The organism is Streptomyces monomycini, assembly GCF_022271435.1.
GTDB classification, from domain to species: Bacteria; Actinomycetota; Actinomycetes; order Streptomycetales; family Streptomycetaceae; genus Streptomyces; species Streptomyces monomycini.
Genome location: NZ_JAFIQY010000067.1, coordinates 13104 through 30343, shown reverse-complemented (window position 1 = coordinate 30343; position 17240 = coordinate 13104). Strand labels below are relative to the sequence as shown.

9 protein-coding genes and 3 pseudogenes are annotated in these 17240 nt (G+C 69.4%); 8 read left to right on the top strand and 4 right to left on the bottom strand.

Annotated elements, in window-relative coordinates; genetic code table 11:
- From JXZ78_RS38815 to JXZ78_RS38805, 3 genes and pseudogenes are all read left to right on the top strand, one after another.
- Positions 1-6630: toxin C-terminal domain-containing protein (locus JXZ78_RS38815; RefSeq protein WP_372498490.1), on the top strand; the 6630-nt coding region annotated here is incomplete at its 5' end.
- Positions 6599-7087, top strand: coding sequence for a hypothetical protein (locus JXZ78_RS38810; protein WP_238783684.1), 489 nt, complete (start codon positions 6599-6601; stop codon positions 7085-7087). The genes JXZ78_RS38815 and JXZ78_RS38810, both read left to right, overlap by 32 nt.
- Before the next feature lie 81 nt (positions 7088-7168).
- Positions 7169-8476 (top strand): annotated as a pseudogene (locus JXZ78_RS38805) (IS30 family transposase).
- A gap of 92 nt (positions 8477-8568) precedes the next feature.
- On the opposite strand, the pseudogene JXZ78_RS38800 reads toward JXZ78_RS38805, so the two are convergent.
- A pseudogene (locus JXZ78_RS38800) lies at positions 8569-8949 on the bottom strand (tyrosine-type recombinase/integrase); the annotation flags it as partial.
- Between the two features lie 483 nt (positions 8950-9432).
- Between JXZ78_RS38800 and JXZ78_RS38795 the strand changes: the two are divergent.
- A complete protein-coding gene (locus tag JXZ78_RS38795) occupies positions 9433-9975 on the top strand; it encodes a HEAT repeat domain-containing protein (protein ID WP_157851448.1) in 543 nt (180 codons plus the stop codon).
- A 339-nt stretch (positions 9976-10314) separates the two neighbouring features.
- On the opposite strand, the gene JXZ78_RS38790 is transcribed toward JXZ78_RS38795, so the two are convergent.
- Positions 10315-11232, bottom strand: a complete 918-nt coding sequence (locus tag JXZ78_RS38790; protein WP_238783682.1) for a hypothetical protein — start codon at positions 11230-11232, stop codon at positions 10315-10317.
- 280 nt (positions 11233-11512) lie between these two features.
- On the opposite strand from JXZ78_RS38790, the gene JXZ78_RS38785 reads away from it, so the two are divergent.
- The 4 genes and pseudogenes from JXZ78_RS38785 (at position 11513) to JXZ78_RS38770 (ending at position 15602) form a co-directional block, all read left to right on the top strand.
- Complete coding sequence (locus JXZ78_RS38785; RefSeq protein WP_030017617.1) at positions 11513-11740, top strand: helix-turn-helix transcriptional regulator; 228 nt, start codon at positions 11513-11515, stop codon at positions 11738-11740.
- 205 nt (positions 11741-11945) lie between these two features.
- Positions 11946-12806 carry a DUF6083 domain-containing protein gene (locus JXZ78_RS38780; protein WP_033037038.1) on the top strand — a complete coding sequence of 287 codons (861 nt, stop codon included), beginning with the start codon at positions 11946-11948 and terminating at the stop codon, positions 12804-12806.
- A gap of 151 nt (positions 12807-12957) precedes the next feature.
- Positions 12958-14372, top strand: a pseudogene (locus JXZ78_RS38775) (UvrD-helicase domain-containing protein).
- Positions 14373-14721: 349 nt separating this feature from the next.
- Positions 14722-15602 (top strand): IS5 family transposase gene (locus JXZ78_RS38770; protein WP_372498489.1). Its coding sequence is split into 2 segments (ribosomal slippage): positions 14722-15097 and positions 15097-15602, totalling 882 coding nucleotides; the frame shifts between segments, so codons are not numbered across the junction.
- Here JXZ78_RS38770 and JXZ78_RS38765 read toward each other — a convergent pair.
- Both JXZ78_RS38765 and JXZ78_RS38760 read right to left on the bottom strand, forming a co-directional pair.
- Complete coding sequence (locus JXZ78_RS38765; protein ID WP_030017621.1) at positions 15599-15967, bottom strand: hypothetical protein; 369 nt, start codon at positions 15965-15967, stop codon at positions 15599-15601. The genes JXZ78_RS38770 and JXZ78_RS38765 overlap by 4 nt on opposite strands.
- A gap of 274 nt (positions 15968-16241) precedes the next feature.
- Positions 16242-16991 (bottom strand): hypothetical protein, encoded by a 750-nt coding sequence (locus JXZ78_RS38760; RefSeq protein WP_157851449.1) that lies wholly within the window; start codon positions 16989-16991, stop codon positions 16242-16244.
- Positions 16992-17240: the final 249 nt, after the last annotated feature.

Genomic DNA, 17240 nt, shown 5'->3' with positions numbered 1-17240 from the left:
CCTGCCGAGGCCGCGGGCCTGCCGCTCAGCCTCACCCGCGCCCCGCAGCCCGGCGCCGGCAAGGCCGCCGGCACCGCCGCGGCGGCCCGCACCGCGGCCCCCGCCGCCGTCACCGCCCAGGTCCTGGACCACCAGCGCGCCCAGCGCGCGGGCCTGGACGGCCTGCTGTTCACCCTCACCCCCCAGCCCGCCGCGAAGACCGCGGCAGCCGCCCCCGGCACGGCCGCAGTCGGCGTCACCGTCAACTACGCCGACTTCGCCGGAGCCTTCGGCGGCGGCTACGCCTCCCGCCTGGGACTGTTGCAGCTGCCCGCCTGCGCCCTGACCACCCCCGACAAACCAGCGTGCCGCACCGCCACCCCACTGCCCACGGCCAACGACACCGAACGGCACACCCTCACTGCCTCCGCCGTCGGGCTGCGCCAAGGGGCGCCGACCGTCCTGGCGGCTGCCGCCGCGGACAAGGGCGACAAGAGCGACTACAAGGCCACCTCGCTGTCGCCGTCGGCCAGCTGGAAGACCAACCTCAACACCGGCGACTTCGCCTGGTCCTACCCCATGCCGGTGCCCGATGTGCCCGGCGGCCTCAAGCCCACCGTCGGCCTGTCCTACACCTCCGGTGCCCTCGACGGCCGCACCGGCAGCACCAACAATCAGGCATCCTGGGCCGGCGACGGCTTCGAGATGTGGCCCGGCTTCGTCGAGCGCCGCTACAAGCCCTGCGCTGATGACGACGTCAAGAACGCCGACGGAAAGAAGCCCGCCGACCTGTGCTGGGGCTACGACAACGCCTTCCTGACGTTCAACGGCAAGGCCGGCGAACTCGTGCCCGCCGGCGACAACACCTGGAAGCTCAAGGGCGACGACGGCACCCGCATCAAAAAGCTCACCTCCACCGACCGCGCCAACGGCGACAACGACAACGAGTACTGGGAACTGACCGACCCCAAGGGCACCCGCTACTACTTCGGCTACCACCGCCTGCCCGGCTGGAGCGCGGGCAAGGAAACCACCGACTCCACCTGGACCGTCCCGGTCTTCGGTGACGACAGCGGCGAGCCCTGCCACGCCGCGGCCTTCAAGGACGCCTGGTGCCAACAGGCCTGGCGCTGGAACCTCGACTACATCGTCGACACCCACGGCAATGCCGTCTCCTACTTCTACGGCAAGGAGACCAACTCCTACGGCCGCAACCTCAAGGAAGACGACGACACCCCCTACACCCGCGGCGGCTACCTCAAGCGCACCGACTACGGCCAGCAGGCCGCCGACCTCTACGCCAACAAGCCCCTGGCCCGGGTGAACTACACCAGCGCCGAGCGCTGCCTGCCCCAGGCCGGCGTCACCTGCGAGCCCGACACCATCGACGCCAAGGCCTTCTACTGGTACGACACCCCCTGGGACCTGGACTGCAAGGCCGCCACCAAGTGCGACAACGGCCGCTCCAGCCCCACCTTCTGGACCCGCAAACGCCTGACCGCCGTCACCACCGAGGTCCTCAAGGACAACGCCTACGCCAAGATCGACTCCTGGGCGCTCAGCCACCGCTGGGGCAGCGCCGACGTCGACTACCAGCTCCTGCTCGACGCCATCGAGCACACCGGCCACAGTGCCGCCCCCGCCGTCACCCTGCCGAAGACCACCCTGGCCTACACCCAGCTCGCCAACCGCCTGGACAAGACCGGCGACGGCTATGCCCCCTTCATCAAGTCCCGCCTGACCACCGTCGCCGACGAATCCGGCGGCCAGCTCGACGTCAACTACTCCGCCCCCGCCTGCAGCTTCGACAAACTGCCCACTCCGCAGACCAACACCACCCGCTGCTATCCCCAGTACATCGGCGGCACCGCCAGCGACGACCCGGACCGGCAGTGGTTCAACAAGTACCTCGTCACCTCCGTGACCGCCACCGACCGCACCGGCGGCGCCCCCGACCAGGTCACCCGCTACGAGTACCTGGGCGATGCCGCCTGGCACTTCGACGATGACGACGGCCTGACCAAGGAGAAGTTCAAGACCTGGTCGCAGTGGCGCGGCTACGGCCACGTCCGCGTCAAGACCGGCGGCCAGGGCGCCGACGGCATGAAGACCCAGGCCGACACCTACTTCCTGCGCGGCATGGACGGCGACCGCAAGGACACCGCAGGCGGCACCAAAACCGTCACCCTCGCCCTCGCCGACGGCGAAGGCGACCCCCTCACCGACCACCCCGCCGCAGCCGGCTACGCCTACAAGACCGCCACTTACTCCGGCCCTGGCCCCGGCGGCAAGGTCCTGACCAAGACCGTCAACCGCCCCTGGCACCACGAGACCGCCAAGAAGGTCCGCGCCTGGGGCACCATCACCGCCAACCTCACCGGCACCGCCCACACCCGCACCTTCACCTCCCTCGACGACGGCGCCGGCACCAAGTGGCGCACCACCGACCAGGCCACCACCTTCGAGACGGTGGCCGGCCGCGCCACTCAGCACGAGGACCTCGCCGACGAGACCTCCGCCGCCGACGACCAGTGCACCCGCACCACCTACGCCACCAACACTGACAAGAACATCCTCACCACGCCCTCCCGCGTCGAGACCGTCGCCGTCAAGTGCGCCGCCACCCCCGACCGCGCCACGGACGTCCTGAGCGACCAGCGCACCGCCTACGACAACGCCCCCTACGGCACCGCCCCCGTCAAGGGCGACGCCACCGCCACCGCCACCCTCAAGAAACACGACGGCACCGCCGCCGCCTACCTCGAATCCGGCGCCACCTTCGACACCTACGGCCGGCCCCTGACCACCACCGACCTCAGCGCCGACCTCACCGCCCGCGGCGACGCCACCCCCGCGCGCACCCCGCGCACCGACGGCCGCACCACCACAACCACCTACACCCCCGCCACCGGCTTCCCGGCCACCACCACACAGACCGGCCCGCCCGCCACCGACGGCGACGCCACCACCGCCCAGACCACCACCACCGAAACCGACCCGCTGCGCGGCCAGCCGACCGCCACCACCGACACCAACGGCAAACGCACCACCTTCGCCTACGACGCCCTCGGCCGCGCCCTGAAGGTCTGGCTGCCCGACCGCCGCACCGACCTCCTGCCGAGCTACCAGTTCGGCTACCGCATCGAAGAAGGCCAACCCGTCGCGGTCACCACCCGCACCCTCGACGAGGACGGCGGCAAACATCTGACCGCCTACACCCTCTTCGACGGCTTCCAGCACCCGCGCCAGACCCAGGCCCCCGGCCCCGACGGCGGCCGGCTGCTGAGCGACACCTTCTACGACGAACGCGGCCTGACCGCCAAGACCTTCGCCCCCTACTACACCACCGGCGCCCCCACGCCCGCCCTCTTCGCCCCTGACAACGCCCTGAGCGTTGAAAGCCAGACCCGCCACATCTACGACGGCCTCGGCCGCGAGACCGAAGCCCGCCAGATCGCCGGAAACGGCGACGGCGGCACCGTCCTGGCCGTCACCCAAACCCGCTACGGCGGCGACCGCACCACCGTCATCCCGCCCGAAGGCGCCACCGTCACCACCACCCTCACCGACGCCCGCGGCCAGGCCACCGAACTGCGCCAGCACCACACCCGCACCGCCGACGCCCCCTACGACACCACCCGCTACACCCGCACCCCCGCCGGACAGCTCGCCACCGTCACCGACCCGGCCGGCAACACCTGGACCTACGCCTACGACCAGCTCGGCCGCCAGATCCGCACCACCGACCCCGACAAGGGCACCACCACCGCCACCTTCGACGACCGCGGCCAGCAGACCACCACCACCGACGACCGCGGCACCACCCTGGCCACCGTCTACGACAACCTCGGCCGCAAGATTGCCCTGCGCGAGAAGAGCGCCGACGGCCCCCTGCGCGCCAGATGGGTCTACGACACCCTGCCCGGCGCCAAGGGCCAGCTCGCCGAGGCCACCCGCTACGTCAACGGCCAGCCCTACACCCGCAAGGTCACCCAGTACGACCGCCTCTACCGCATCCAGCGCGCCGCCACCGTCATCCCGCCCGCCGAAGGCGCCCTGGCCGGCACCTACAGCGACACCACCGCCTACCGCGCCGGCGGCCTGGTCGGCAGCCGCGGCTACTCCGCGGCCGGCTCCCTGCCCGGCGGCGGCTGGAGCTACACCTACCAGGACCAGACCCTGCGCCCCCTCGCCGTCTACGACGGCCGCGGCGTACGCGCCGACGTCACCTACTCCCTGACCGGCAAGGCCCTGCAGTACCAGATCGGCGGCACCAATGACACCTACGGCATCAAGAAGACCTGGGCCACCAACACCTACGAATGGGGCACCCAGCGCCTTTCCACCGCCCGCGTCGACCGCCAGGACCAGCCCGGCGTCGACCGGCATGCCACCTACGGCTACGACCCGGCCGGCAACGTCACCGCCGTCTCGGATGTCTCGCGCACCGGCACCGACACCCAGTGCTTCACCTACGACCACCTGCGCCGCCTGAGCCAGGCCTGGGCCCAGGGCGACAAGACCTGCGCCCAGGCCCCGGCTGCCAAGCTCCTGGGCGGCCCGGCCCCGTACTGGCAGAGCTACACCTACGACAAGGTGGGCAACCGCCTCACCGAAACCCAGCACGACCCCGCGGGGGACGCGGCCAAGGACACCATCAGGACGTACGCCTACCCCGGCCCCGGCAAGCCCCAGTCGCACACCCTGTCGTCCGTCACCACCACCGGCCCCACCGGCATCGCCAAGGACACCTACGGCTACGACCCCTCCGGCAACACCACCAGCCGCATCCTCGGCGGCGACGAACAGAGCCTGACCTGGGACGCCGAAGGCCACCTGGAACAAGTCACCCAGCCCGCCAAGGACGGCGGCGCCAAGCAGACCACCACCTACCTCTACGACGCCGACGGCGCCCGCCTGATCGCCCGCACCCCCGCCAAAACCACCCTCTACCTCGGCACCACCGAACTGGCCCTGCGCAAGGACGCCGCCAAGGCCGAAGCCACCCGCTACCTCCCGCTCGGCGGCGGCCACCAGGCCGTCCTGGCCGACGACGGCACCTACACCGTCACCCTCGCCGACCACCAGGACACCGGCCAACTCGCCGTCACCACCGCCGACCTGGCCCTGCAGCAGCGCCGCACCACCCCCTTCGGCAGCCCCCGCGGCACCGCCCCGAAGACCTGGCCCGGCACCAAGGGCTTCGTCGGCGGCACCGACGACACCGGTGACACCGGCCTGGTCCACCTCGGCGCCCGCGAATACGACCCCGCCATCGGCCGGTTCCTCTCCGTCGACCCGGTCATGGACCTGGCCGACCCCCAGCAGATCAACGGCTACACCTACGGCAACAACAACCCCGCCACCTTCCCCGACCCCACCGGCCTGATGCCCGGCGGCTGCGAGAACCCCGGAGCCTGCGCCGGGTACGCGCCCGGCGGCCACGGCTGCCCGCACGGCTGCGGAACCACCGACAACGTCGAGTGGGGAAGGCAGCAGTACGAACGAAGTCAGAGCAGGTATACCGGCAGCGGTTCCTCAAAGTCGCAGTCCTACCCCATCGGCAATACGGGAATGAGCTACCCCATCTCCAAGGGTGAAGAAGTTCCCCACCGATTCTTCGAGGCACTCGATGCTCCTCTGAAAAAGATGGAAGCGCAGTATGAAAGGAACTTGGAGCCGCTGCCTGCCTACGTTGCTGCCGGACTGGCTCTGGCAGCGTGCAGCGACGTGGAAGACTGCAGCAAGAAGGCCAGGGATTACTTCTACGAGATCTTCATCTCTGGCGTGATGAAGCTTGTTGGTACTGATCGTGCGGGAGCCGGCCCCGTGTCCGCGATGAGAGGGCTGAAGGGTGCGGCGAGATCCGGCGGCAGGTCCGGTCCCTGCCACAGCTTCCTGGGTGACACCGATGTGCTGCTTGCCAACGGGAAAACCAAGCACATCAAGGACGTCGAGCTGGGCGATGAGGTCAGAGTGACCGACCCTGTCACCGGCGAAACGAAAACCCGCCCGGTTGTCGCGGTGATCCGCACAGAAGACGACAAGGAATTTGCTGAGATCGAGGTGAAAGGGGATGGCGGCAAGGGGGTCGTGACCGCTACGGGTAACCATCCCTTCTGGGTTTCCGAGAAGGAAAGATGGGTGGAGGCCGGGGATCTTCACTCTGGTGCGCGGCTGCTGTCTCCCACGGAAGGTGCGGCTGAGGTCTCTGCAGTTCGCCAATACGAGAGGCAGCAGCGAACGTACGACCTGACGGTCGAGGGCGTGCACACGTACTATGTACTCGCTGGTCAGACGCCAGTTCTCGTTCACAACAGCAACTGCGATCTTCCTGAGGGGTACACGTCTTCCCCGGCACTCAAGGGTGATCCCTATCATCCGGACTCGGTAGCCGCGCGAAGTGCGCAGAACCGGGAGTTGTACGCCGGAACCGTAGGGGACAGGGCGGGGGCCCTTGGGTACAGGACGAGAATCCCTGCGCAGAAGGCCCCGTTCAATTCGCACGGACAGGTGGTTTTCTCGAACGGGAAGAACTACATCACGCCAGATGTTGACGGGCATAATGTGTCGGACGGCTGGAAGATGTTCAACCGCAAGGGCCAACGGATCGGTACTTATGACCCAGACCTCAACTATCTCAAGGAATAACCGATTCGCGATCGAAGTGATCGGCGATCCCGCCTTGGAGGGTGGTGTCTCGTCGCCTTCCGGGGCAGCCGGCAGGGTCACGGTCGGGGATTTCTCAGAATCATTCCCGATGGACCTGAGCTTCTGGACGGTGGCTGACTACTCTCGAAGTTGGGAGAGAGCCCTGAGGGAGCTTGAGGCGAGCGAGAATTCGACCTCGTGCCTCATCTCTTCGATCACGAACCCGGAGACCGCTAACTTCATCTTCTGCTGGCCCATTTACAGGGAAGGGGAAGCTGTCCACGTGCAGAACTCGATCATCTTCCTGGATGGCCTCGAAGAAGAGTTCAATCCGCAAGAGCCTTGGCGGTATGTGGAGGCTCGAAGTTTGGTTGACGAGGAGGGGAACCAAATTTCTGAATGGTCGACGACCATCTTCGAGGTGCGGAGATTCCGCCAGTCCATCGGGGGCCAGTAGTTCGCGTGCGCGCACATATGAAGCCCCGTCAGGCGGCTTGGGTTCCAGTGGTCGTCGCGACACCCCAGCTCAAGGGGTGCGATGGACTTCGAGGTCCGTAAGGTCCGATCGGCTCAGGGGCGTAGGAAGCTCCATGCTGAGCGGGCGGAATACTTCCGGCTCGTGAAGGCGGGTTACACCAGCAAGGAAGCGTCCGCGGCGGTCGGTGTGAACGAGCGCACCGGACGTGAATGGCGCAATGGCCGGTGAGGTTCTCAGCGGCTCAGACCGCCAGCGGCCCAGGCGACGCGCCGCCCCGATCAGGAGCGCGTCCACACCAGGCGGGCACCCGTTCTCCAGGACCGGGTGCCCGCAGCCGCAGCCGCAGCCGCAGCCGTGGCCGTGGAAGTGCGCTCGCGTTATCTGTCGGAGCGTGAGCGCCTCCACATCGCTGACCGGCTCCGGGAGAAGGTCTCCATCCGGTCGATCGCCGCCGAACTGGGCCGCGGTCCTTCCACCGTCAGCCGGGAGGTCCGGCGCGACCGCACCGACGGCACCCGCAAGCAGTGGCACTGCCGGCCGTTCGCCGCCCAGGCCCGCGCCGATGGCCGCAGGCCACGGCCGAAACCGCGGAAGATCAGTCAGAACCCCGAGCTGCGGGACGCCGTCCAGGCGGGCCTGGATGAGCGGTGGAGCCCGGAACAGATCTGTCAGGCTCTGCGCAGACAGTTCCCTCACCGGCCGGAGATGCACGTGGTCCATGAAATGGTCTACCAGGCGCTCTACGTGCAAGGACGCGGCCGGCTACGGCGGGAGGTGGCGGGCGCCCTGCGCAGTGGACGCGCTCGCCGCAGGCCGCACCGCCAGGCCAACTGCCGCCAGCCCCGCTTCACCGATCCCATGGTCATGATCAGTGAACGGCCCGTCGAAGCGGACGACCGGGCCGTGCCCGGCCACGGGGAAGGCGACCTGATCATCGGCAAGGACAGCGGCTCGGCGATCGGCACCCTCGTCGAACGCGGCACCCGCTACGTGATGCTCCTGCACCTGCCCACCGACCACATCGCAGCCAGCGTCCGCGACGTCCTGACAAAGACCGCACAGAGGCTCCCGCAACACCTGAAACAGTCCCTGACTTGGGACCAGGGCGCAGAGATGGCCGCCCACCGCAGCTTCACCCTCGCCACGGACATCCTCGTCTATTGCTGCGACCCGGCCAGCCCCTGGCAGCGCGGCTCGAACAAAAACACCAACGGCCTGCTCCGGCAATACTTTCCCAAGGGAACCGACCTGCCCGTCCACACCCGCGAGCACCTCGACGCCGTCGCCGCCCAGCTCAACGGCCGCCCACGCAAAACGCTCGACTGGGAAACCCCAGCCGAGCGCCTGCATAAACTACTCGCGGCCTGATCAACACAACCACGTGTTGCGACGATCCCTAGAAACCGCCCGGTGCCTGGCGGGGCTTCAGCGTGCCGTGACGGCAGTAGTTGACGGCAACGTCAGCGGACGGGGGCTGCGCAGAGCGGCGGTTCGTTGCCGTCATCGGGCCGGTTTCTGGTGTTGACGGGAGCGCGGAGGGCGAGTCCGAGGAGGCCGATGGCGTCGCGTTGAAGGCGGAGCCGGACGTGGGCGTAGACGGTGACGGTGACGGCGATGCGGGCGTGTCCCAGCAGCTCCTTGATCACGACGAGTTGCACCCCTTGCTTCAGCAGGAGGGTCGTGGTCGAGTGGCGGAGGCCGTGGAACCGGATGCGGCGGAGTCCGGCTTGGCGGAGCAGGGTGTTGAAGTGCCGGGTGAGGGTGGACCCTTCGACCGGGCCACCGTCGGGGTGGCTGAAGACGTAGCCGCTGTCCTCCCAGCCCGTCCCCGCCGGGTCACGGGTTTCAGGGACTTCCGCGGCGAGAAGGGCGCGCGGTGTAACCGACGTACCAGGAAAGCGATTTTTGCTGTAGGCGGTCGAGCGAAGACCCGCTACCCGTGGAAATGCGGCACGGGTCGTTAACTCTTCGGCGGCGAGACATCAGGTAGCGCCCGGTCTTCGAGCGCCGCATCCTGCGGACCGCTGAGACCCGCTCGGAGCGGACCGGGTGCACCACGGGTAAATGGGTCTGTCCGGGCGGCCGGCCTATCGGAAGCTGGGCGCCTACACCGTGGCGGCCTTGACGAAGCCGGGCGACGAGCGGTAGTAGCGACCGGTGCGGCGGCACCGAGGCCCGCCGCCATGACCGCCGCACGGCATCGGCTGAGGCCGATGAACGCGCAACCTACGCCAAGTGCGGTGTCCGGGAAGTGGCCTGCCGCACCGTCGCCCGGGCCGAGGGTTCAATTCTGGAATCGCCAAATCAGGAAGGGTGGTGGAGTGGTGACGTACGCAGAAGACGGAAAGCCACAGGCGGACCTGGTGGAGTCGCTCGTGAACGGCTTCCTTACGGAACAGGACGCCAGAGCTGTCGCAGACCGGTATCCCGAGACGTATGGCTCCGTCGTCTCCTGGATTCGCGAAGCCGCTGAGGCGGGAGACTGGACCAGGGTTGGGAAGTTCACCAATCTTGCTGCTCCTCTGCGCGTGGCTGGCCTTGATGGAGTTGTCCAAGGGATCCTCGATTCGGGCGCCCCGGGATGCAATGCAGAAGACCTTGTGGAGATCCTGGGGGAGGTCGGGGGAGCCAGTGCAGTGGCCTGCCTGTTTCGTGTTGCGGAGCGTTCGGCGAGTGAGGACGCGCCGGCGTACTGGCTGTGCCAGAAGGCGATTGCCTCGCTGGGCGAAATCGGTGCACCGCAGGCGTTCGAGGGCCTCCGCCGGATGACAGCCTCGTCATGGCCTGACGTCGTCCGGTGGCATGCCGCCGCCGAGCTGGACATCGAAGAGGAGCTCGGGTTCGACGAGGACCGGATGCTGGCATAGCGCGTTGCCTCGTGGCGCTTGACAAGTTTCGCGTGAAGACCGTTGAAGAGCTTCCCGTCGGGGCAGCCGGAAGTGCCGGAGTGCGCGAAGACCGGTCGGGCGATGTAGCCGTCAACTCGTCTCGCTGTGGAGGTGCCTACCGGTGATGTGGGAGGGGCGCCCGGCTCTTCGCCCTCGCCGCAGCCGACCCGGTGGTGTCGGGGACGTTCAGACGCTGTGCGAGGTCGGCGGCCGACCGCGAACCCTCCTCGCGGCACGGTGGGACGCGGAATTTGAGGTACACCTTGGGCGATGACAGTGAAGCTCGGTTGGGTTCGAGGCACCGCCGGGCATGGAGGTTCAGGTGGCGCGAGGGGGCAGACGCCACCGCAGACCTTCGCTACAGACGTCGTGGTGCCAAGAGTCAAGGACGCGTGTGAGGACCAGGCGGTCGAGGAGGTCTTCCACCTGCGTGAGGGGAAGCCCGGTGAGCCGGGTGAGTTGTCCGGTCTCGGCGCTGCCGGTGCGCAGGGCGGTGTGGGCAGCGAGGGCCAGCGCGGCCAGATGGACGGCCGGCGGAACCCCGCGGGCAATGGCCAAAGGTACGGGGTGCAGGGCCCAGCGAGCGGCGCGTGCTCGGTCGCTGCGAGTGGGGGCCTGGGTGAAGACGGCGGAATCCAGTAGCTGCGCCGTCACGCCGGTGTGGTTGGTCTTCGTGCTCGCCGTGGGGCGCAGCCGGCCGGCGTGGGTCAATTCGTGCCAGGGCACGGCGTTGCCGCCCAGCCGCATCCCGCGCAGAAGCCCGCTGGGCAGACGGGCACGCCCGTGGTGATCGGCGCGTAGAGCACCTTGCTGGGGGAGCAGCCGGGCGGTGGGGGAGCCGAAGCGGGGGAGCGCGGCGGCCAGGTAGGTGAGCATTTCCCTGACGCGCTCCCGCTCACCCGGCCCTGGACGGCCTGTGGCCGGGCGGCCGGGCGCGGCGGGGGCGACCGGGTGGGCGAGCAGGGTGTCGGGTACCGCGGCGGCCTGGGGGGTTGCCGCCGCGCAGGCGGCGCAGGTATCGGCCAGTCGCCATCGGCGTCCGCCGCAGTCTCGTGCCAGGACAAGCAGGACGGGGCCGGTGCAGCCGCGGTGCGGCGGGTGCCAGCGGCAGCCGCGCGTCTGGCACTGGCAGGTGCGCAGGTGCAGTGGCAGGGCGTCTTCGCGGGCGTGCTGGGCCAGATGGTGCAGGGCTGCCGAACGTGCCGTTTCGGCCAGCAGCGGGCGGGTGCGAGGCATGCAGGAGGGGCAGTCGAGTACCGGGCCGCTCGGCTGGGGGCGTAGCTCCACGGTCCAGGTGCGCCGCACCGCAGTGTGCGTGGGGGAGCGCCTCACGGGTCCGCTTCCTTCCTGGTCCATACCGCTCATGGCTTTCGTCCCGGCCGGTCGCGGACGGGGGTCGGCCGCACCGTAGTGCAGACCTCTGCCCTCCCGCTGAGTCGCTTTCGGTGCCTCACCTGCACAAATAGGGCAGAGGTCTGCACTGACAGGGCAGGGGTCTGCCCCTTCGGATGGTGGGGTGACGATCTTCCCGCCCGACCCGAACCTCACCGCGCTGCGCCTGGAACTGGCGCGGCTGAGGGCCGAGCGGCGCTGGACGTACGACGAACTCGCCGCCCGCAGCGGCCTGGCCCGCCGCACCCTCATCGAAATCGAGCAGGGCCGCACCATCGGCACCCTCAAGACCTGGCATGCCCTCGCCCACGCCCTGGGCACCCCGTTCGACCGGCTCTTCGCCGCCCTCTGAGCCACCCACGAGCCTCCCGCCGACACTCCTGGCTGACCGGCCGGCGGTGCCGCGCGCCTCCGCTGGCAGCATCATTCGAACCGGCGGCCGGTGGGGAACGCCAGACCGACGCCTCGCACACCCGTCCGGCCTGCTGCGGCCGTCCGGGGGACCTGCCTGGCCATGATGAGCCGCCCGGGGCGTGTCGCCTGCGACCTTCGCCGCCATGCGCTCTTCACCGCCCGGCGGCCGCCACTGGGACGGCAGCCCCCGCCGCACCGCCCGTCCCCGGCGCTGGCTGCGCGTGGCCGCCGACAGCCCCAGCTTGCTGCTGCGCAGCGCCCAGTGCGACCGGTGCCGTCACTGCGGCAATCCCCTCGAGTGGTGCTGCCGCGCCAACGGCCGCCCGGTCCCGCTGCACCCTGCTGAGAACTGTCCTGCGCCCGTCGTCCCCGCTGACGAGCGCTGGCACCTGAGCTGCGGCATCGCCCATCCCGCCGGCGACGGCAGCGCCTGGTGCCGCATCACCCACCAGAGCCTGTGCCCCGCCCACACCGCCCCGCCCGACCCCACACCCCAACTACGCGACCTCCGGCGCCGCCTGGCCCTGCGCACCCGACGCCTCAAGGACGCCGGAGCCCTTCCGCCGCCGTCCGCCGAGCCGGCCCCGCCCACCACCGCCTGCCGCCCGGCCCGCCCCGTCGTCCGCCTCCTGTACGTGCGCTACCTCGCCCCGTGCCCTGTCGAGGACCTGCGGTGCGTGGCCCAGGCCCGCAACCGCCACCGCTGCACCCACCCCCTCCTGGCCCCGGACACCCCGCCAGGCACCTGGGCCCTGCTGCCCGCCGCCCCGGCCACCGGCCAGCTGCCCCTGCCCGACACTGTCATGGCCGTCTACGACCTGACCCGCCTGCCCTACAGCGAGCAGCTGCGCTGGCGCGCGCAGCGCTGCCCCGATCACGCCGCCGCCCCGGCCGCCGCCGACACCGCCTGCACACAGTGGGAGCCCTTCGACCCGCTCCTGCACCACCAGTACATCCACCCGCGCCTGCCCACCACCGCCCGCCACCACCGCGCCCGGCCGTAACACCGAGCGCATCACTTCAGCGCCCGTCTCCTCCGCGTCCGAAAGCGTCCTCGCTCGCGCCGACTCCGCCATCTGCGGACCGCCACGTTCTCCAGCGGCCTGCGACGCGTTACCGGACCGCCAGGCGCCCCTCACCACCGGAGCCCCGACCATGAAGCCCACCGACGAACAGGCCGCCGCGGCGGACCGCTTCCAGGCCGGCGACCACCTGGCCCTGCAGGCCGGCGCCGGCACCGGCAAGACCACCACCCTCGCCCTCCTTGCCCACGGCACCCGGCGCCGCGGACGCTACCTCGCCTACAACCGCGCCATTGCCCACGGCGCCGCCACCGTCACCTGCAAAACCGCCCACGCCCTGGCCTTCGCCGCCACCGGCCACCGCTACGCCGGCCGCCTGAACGCCCCCGCCGCCCCGCCTGGCACACCGCCCAGGACCTCGGCCTGACCAAGGTGCTGCAGATCGGCGAACGCCTGCTGACGCCCAAGACCCTCTCCTACACCGTCCTGCGCACCGTGACCCGCTTCTGCCACTTCGCCGACCCCGCCCTCACCCACCACCACGTCCCCCCGCTGCGCGGCCTCGAAGATCCGGCGCTGCACGCCGAACTCGCCCACTACCTCACCCCGTTCGCCCACAAGGCATGGACCGACCTGCAGCGCCCCGACAACGGCATCGTCCGCTTCGACCACGACCACTACCTGAAGATCTGGGCCCTGACCCGCCCCCGCCTGGACGCCGACTTCCTCCTGCTGGACGAGGCCCAGGACACCAACCCCGTCGTCGAACAGGTCTTCACCGCCCAGCGGGACCACGCCCAGCTGGTCATGGTCGGCGACTCCGCCCAGGCCATCTACCACTGGCGCGGCGCCCAAGAAGTCATGACCGGCTTCGACGGCACCGCCCTGGCGCTGTCCCGCTCCTTTCGCTTCGGCCCCCACCTGGCTCGGGAAGCCATCCGCTGGCTCAGCCTCGCTGACTCACCTCTGCGCCTGACGGGCAGCGACACGGTGCCCACCACCATCGGCACCGGCAACGGCGCGGATGCCGTACTGTGCCGCACCAACGTCGGCGCCCTGGGTGAAGTCCTGCAGCAGCTCACGCTCGGCTACCGGGTGGCCCTGGCCGGGGGAGGGGAGAGCCTGCGGACCCTGGCCCTGGCCGCCCGCGACCTCAAAGAGGGCCGCCGCACCCACCACCCGGAACTGGTGCTGTTCACCTGCTGGGGCGAACTGCAGGACTACGCCGCCCACGACCCGGCCGGCCGCGACCTGCAACCGCTGGTCGACCTGGTCGATGCCCACGGCACCGACGCCATCCTCACCGCCGTCCACCAGCTCGTGCCCGAAGACCAGGCCGAGGTGACCGTCTCGACCGCCCACAAGGCCAAGGGCCGCGAATGGCCCGCCGTCCGCATCGCCGAGGACGTCCAGCCACCGCGCGACACCGGCGACACAGACGAGCACGGCCGCCCCGTACCCCCGCCGATCGACGCAGCCGACGCCCGCCTCGCCTACGTCGCCGTCACCCGCGCCCGCCGCCACCTCGACCTCGGCGGCCTGACCTGATCCACCACCCCCAAGGTCAAGCCCACACCGCCCCCTGATCGGGCAGGGTCCTCGCTGCCCCGGAGCCGCCGCACTTCGCCAGCAGGATTTTGCGCGCCTCGGCAGCCAGCGTCCAGCACGCCGCCTGTCGGCGGCGACAGCGCGCACAGTCGTCTTCGCTGCCTTGCTCGCCTCCTCCGGGGCGCAGTGCCGTCTGAGGTACACCGCAGCGGTGCCCGGGGCGAGGACGGACGACACAGTGCGGCGAGTTGACCGGGCCCGCAGGCAGGCCTGTAAGCAGCAGTGACGCGGGTCTGGTTGCGCTGCGCCTCTAGGGAGCGTCTTCAAAGATCATCTTGCGTAATGAATCATGGTTGTCGTGGTGCGCCGTCATGAACTCTCCGATGCTGAATGGGCCGTGCTGACGCGGCTGTTACCCGAGTCCGGGACAGCCGGCCGGCCCCGGGTGGATGACCGGGTGGTGCTGAACGGCATCGTGTGGAAGCTGCGTACGGGCTGTGCCTGGCGGGATGTGCCCGAGCGGTACGGGTCCTGGCAGACCCTGTACACCCGGTTTCGCCGCTGGGCTCTGGACGGCACCTTCTCTCGCATGCTGCGGGCCGTCCAGGCCGAGCGGGACGCTGCCGGGGACATCGAGTGGCTTGTGTCGGTGGATTCCACGATCGTGCGCGCTCACCAGCACGCCGCCGGCGGTAAAAGGGGGCCGTCGACCGGGACGAAGCGGCAGATCACGCCCTGGGCCGGTCCCGGGGCGGACTGAGCACCAAAATTCATCTGGCCTGCGACGGCCGGGGCCGGCCCCTCGGCTTCGTCCTGTCCGGCGGGAACACCAACGACTCCACCCGCTTCGAGGCCGTGATGGCCGACGTCCAGGTCCCACGGCTGGGGCCGGGACGGCCGCGTACCCGCCCCGACCATCTGATCGCCGACAAGGGATACAGCTCCCGCAAGATCCGCTGCTACCTGCGGCAACGAGGCATCGCACACACCATCCCCGAACGGATCGATCAGGCGACCGGCCGTCTGCGACGAGGTTCCAGGGGCGGCCGGCCACCCGGCTTCAACGGCCGGATCTACCGCAAACGCAACGTGGTCGAGCGCTGCTTCCAGAAACTCAAGCAATGGCGAGGCCTGGCCACCCGCTACGACAAGACCCGCGAGTCCTACCAAGCCACCGTCACCATCGCCTCACTCCTGCTCTGGATCCGACCCTTTGAAGACGATCTCTAGGGCTGGCCGTGAGGGTCCTGGCCCTGTATCCATGGAAGAGCTTCCTTCCACCCGGGGACGCCGAAGGCCCAGGAGGTGAGGACACGAGCCGCGATGTCGTGTCCGGCCATCTCGAACGGGCCCGGTACGTGGGCCTGGAAGCGCTGTTCGGGTCCGCCGTCCCGGTATTCCAGATGGCAGCTCCAGTCGTCATTGAGGCGGACCTGCATGTAGTGCTGGCCGGACGGCTCGGTGGTAAGGCGTTCCACGGTCAGGCAGCGGTGGCGCAGATTCATCTCGCTCAGCAGGTCGAACAGGGTCTCCTCGGTGGGGTGGTCGAAGGTCTGACCGCTCCATGTGCGGGCTCGCAGCGCCGGTGTCACCATCTCGCCGACTCTAATGAGCTCAGGGCGGGGCTGTGCCCTTCCGACTGGTACGGCAGCCGGCCTCCAGCCGGTTCGCCGCCTCGGCAGCCCCGCCCGGCGTTGCCTGCCCACTCGGCCGCGAGTGACTTCGTCTGGTTTTGCCCCGGCCGGGCGCGGCTAACCGGCTGGAGGCCGACTGCCGTTACTCGGTGGGCAGCGTCGGGGCGCTGCCCGGCGTCGGGGTTTCCTGCGGGTGCGAGTCGTGATCTCTCCGGGACAGTGCACGGCCGGAGTGCTATGCCGGTGATGGGCTACCGGTCACGGTTTTCTCGGCAAAGGCGAGGAGGCCATCGGAGTCGGCCGGTCGGTCGGGCACCGACGGGCCCTGGAGGCGAAGGCCGTCGTCCCAGCGGGCCTGCCAGATGTCGCCGTGGCGGTTCTCCCATTCCACAAAGCTTCCCGGGGCCTGCTGCAGGAGCGCCAGTTCTTGCAGCAGGACGGGGAGTGTGGCGAGCCCGCGCTCCGGTCCGGTGCTTCGGCTTTTGGTCCGCGTGTTGTCGTAGCGCATTTTGAGGAACGGGACCGGTTCGCGGCCGAGCGTCGTCGGTCGCAGCATCTTGCGGAGCCGCACCCGGGCTTCGTCTTCGCTCTCGGACCCCGAGAATTCCGAGCGGTATCCGGGGAAAACGGCGTAGGCGACAGCATGGAGATCCGGATGTTCCCTGGCCAGGTACCCGTGCACGCCTGGAGGGACGGATGTCAGGGTGTCGAATCCGTAGCCGGGGTGGCTGAAGCCTGTGATGGGCACCAGGAAACGGCCGGGGGCGGTCGCCTCGCGGGAGTGCTCGCGGGCGAATCGCAGCAGTGCGCGCACCAGGGCCTGGTCGCAGGCGTCCATCACATTGACCTGGAACAGATGCTTGCCGTCCTCGGTCAGTGCCGCAAAGAAGTTGAAACGGGGATTCGGTGACCAGTGCCAGGCATCCGAAACTCCGTCCAAAGGAGCAGCTCCGGGGAGGCCGGAAATTTTTGCCGTCAGGTCCATCTGGGTGTCTCCAGTTCCTCGCTCTACGCTAACTGCAGGAATAGTTGGGGCCGGTATCCTGCCGGTAAGTCACACCCATGCGGGCCCCGCCGCTGGAATTCTCACTGCGCGTCATGGGCTCCATATGGTCGGAGTTATTGTAGAAGTCATTTCTCGTGGTCCGGTCCGAATTGTATCCAGTGCTGTTCCAGTGCTCCACGACGGGGTTGAGGTGCTCGTAGGTGAGCTCGTGCGACGGGATGACGTCAC

Coding starts and splice junctions, on each gene's coding strand:
- JXZ78_RS38765 (WP_030017621.1), bottom strand. CDS start 15,967: ATGGTGACACCGGCGCTGCGAGCCCGCACATGGAGCGGTCAGACCTTC.
- JXZ78_RS38760 (WP_157851449.1), bottom strand. CDS start 16,991: ATGGACCTGACGGCAAAAATTTCCGGCCTCCCCGGAGCTGCTCCTTTG.
- JXZ78_RS38790 (WP_238783682.1), bottom strand. CDS start 11,232: ATGCCTCGCACCCGCCCGCTGCTGGCCGAAACGGCACGTTCGGCAGCC.
- JXZ78_RS38810 (WP_238783684.1), top strand. CDS start 6,599: ATGACCCAGACCTCAACTATCTCAAGGAATAACCGATTCGCGATCGAA.
- JXZ78_RS38780 (WP_033037038.1), top strand. CDS start 11,946: ATGCGCTCTTCACCGCCCGGCGGCCGCCACTGGGACGGCAGCCCCCGC.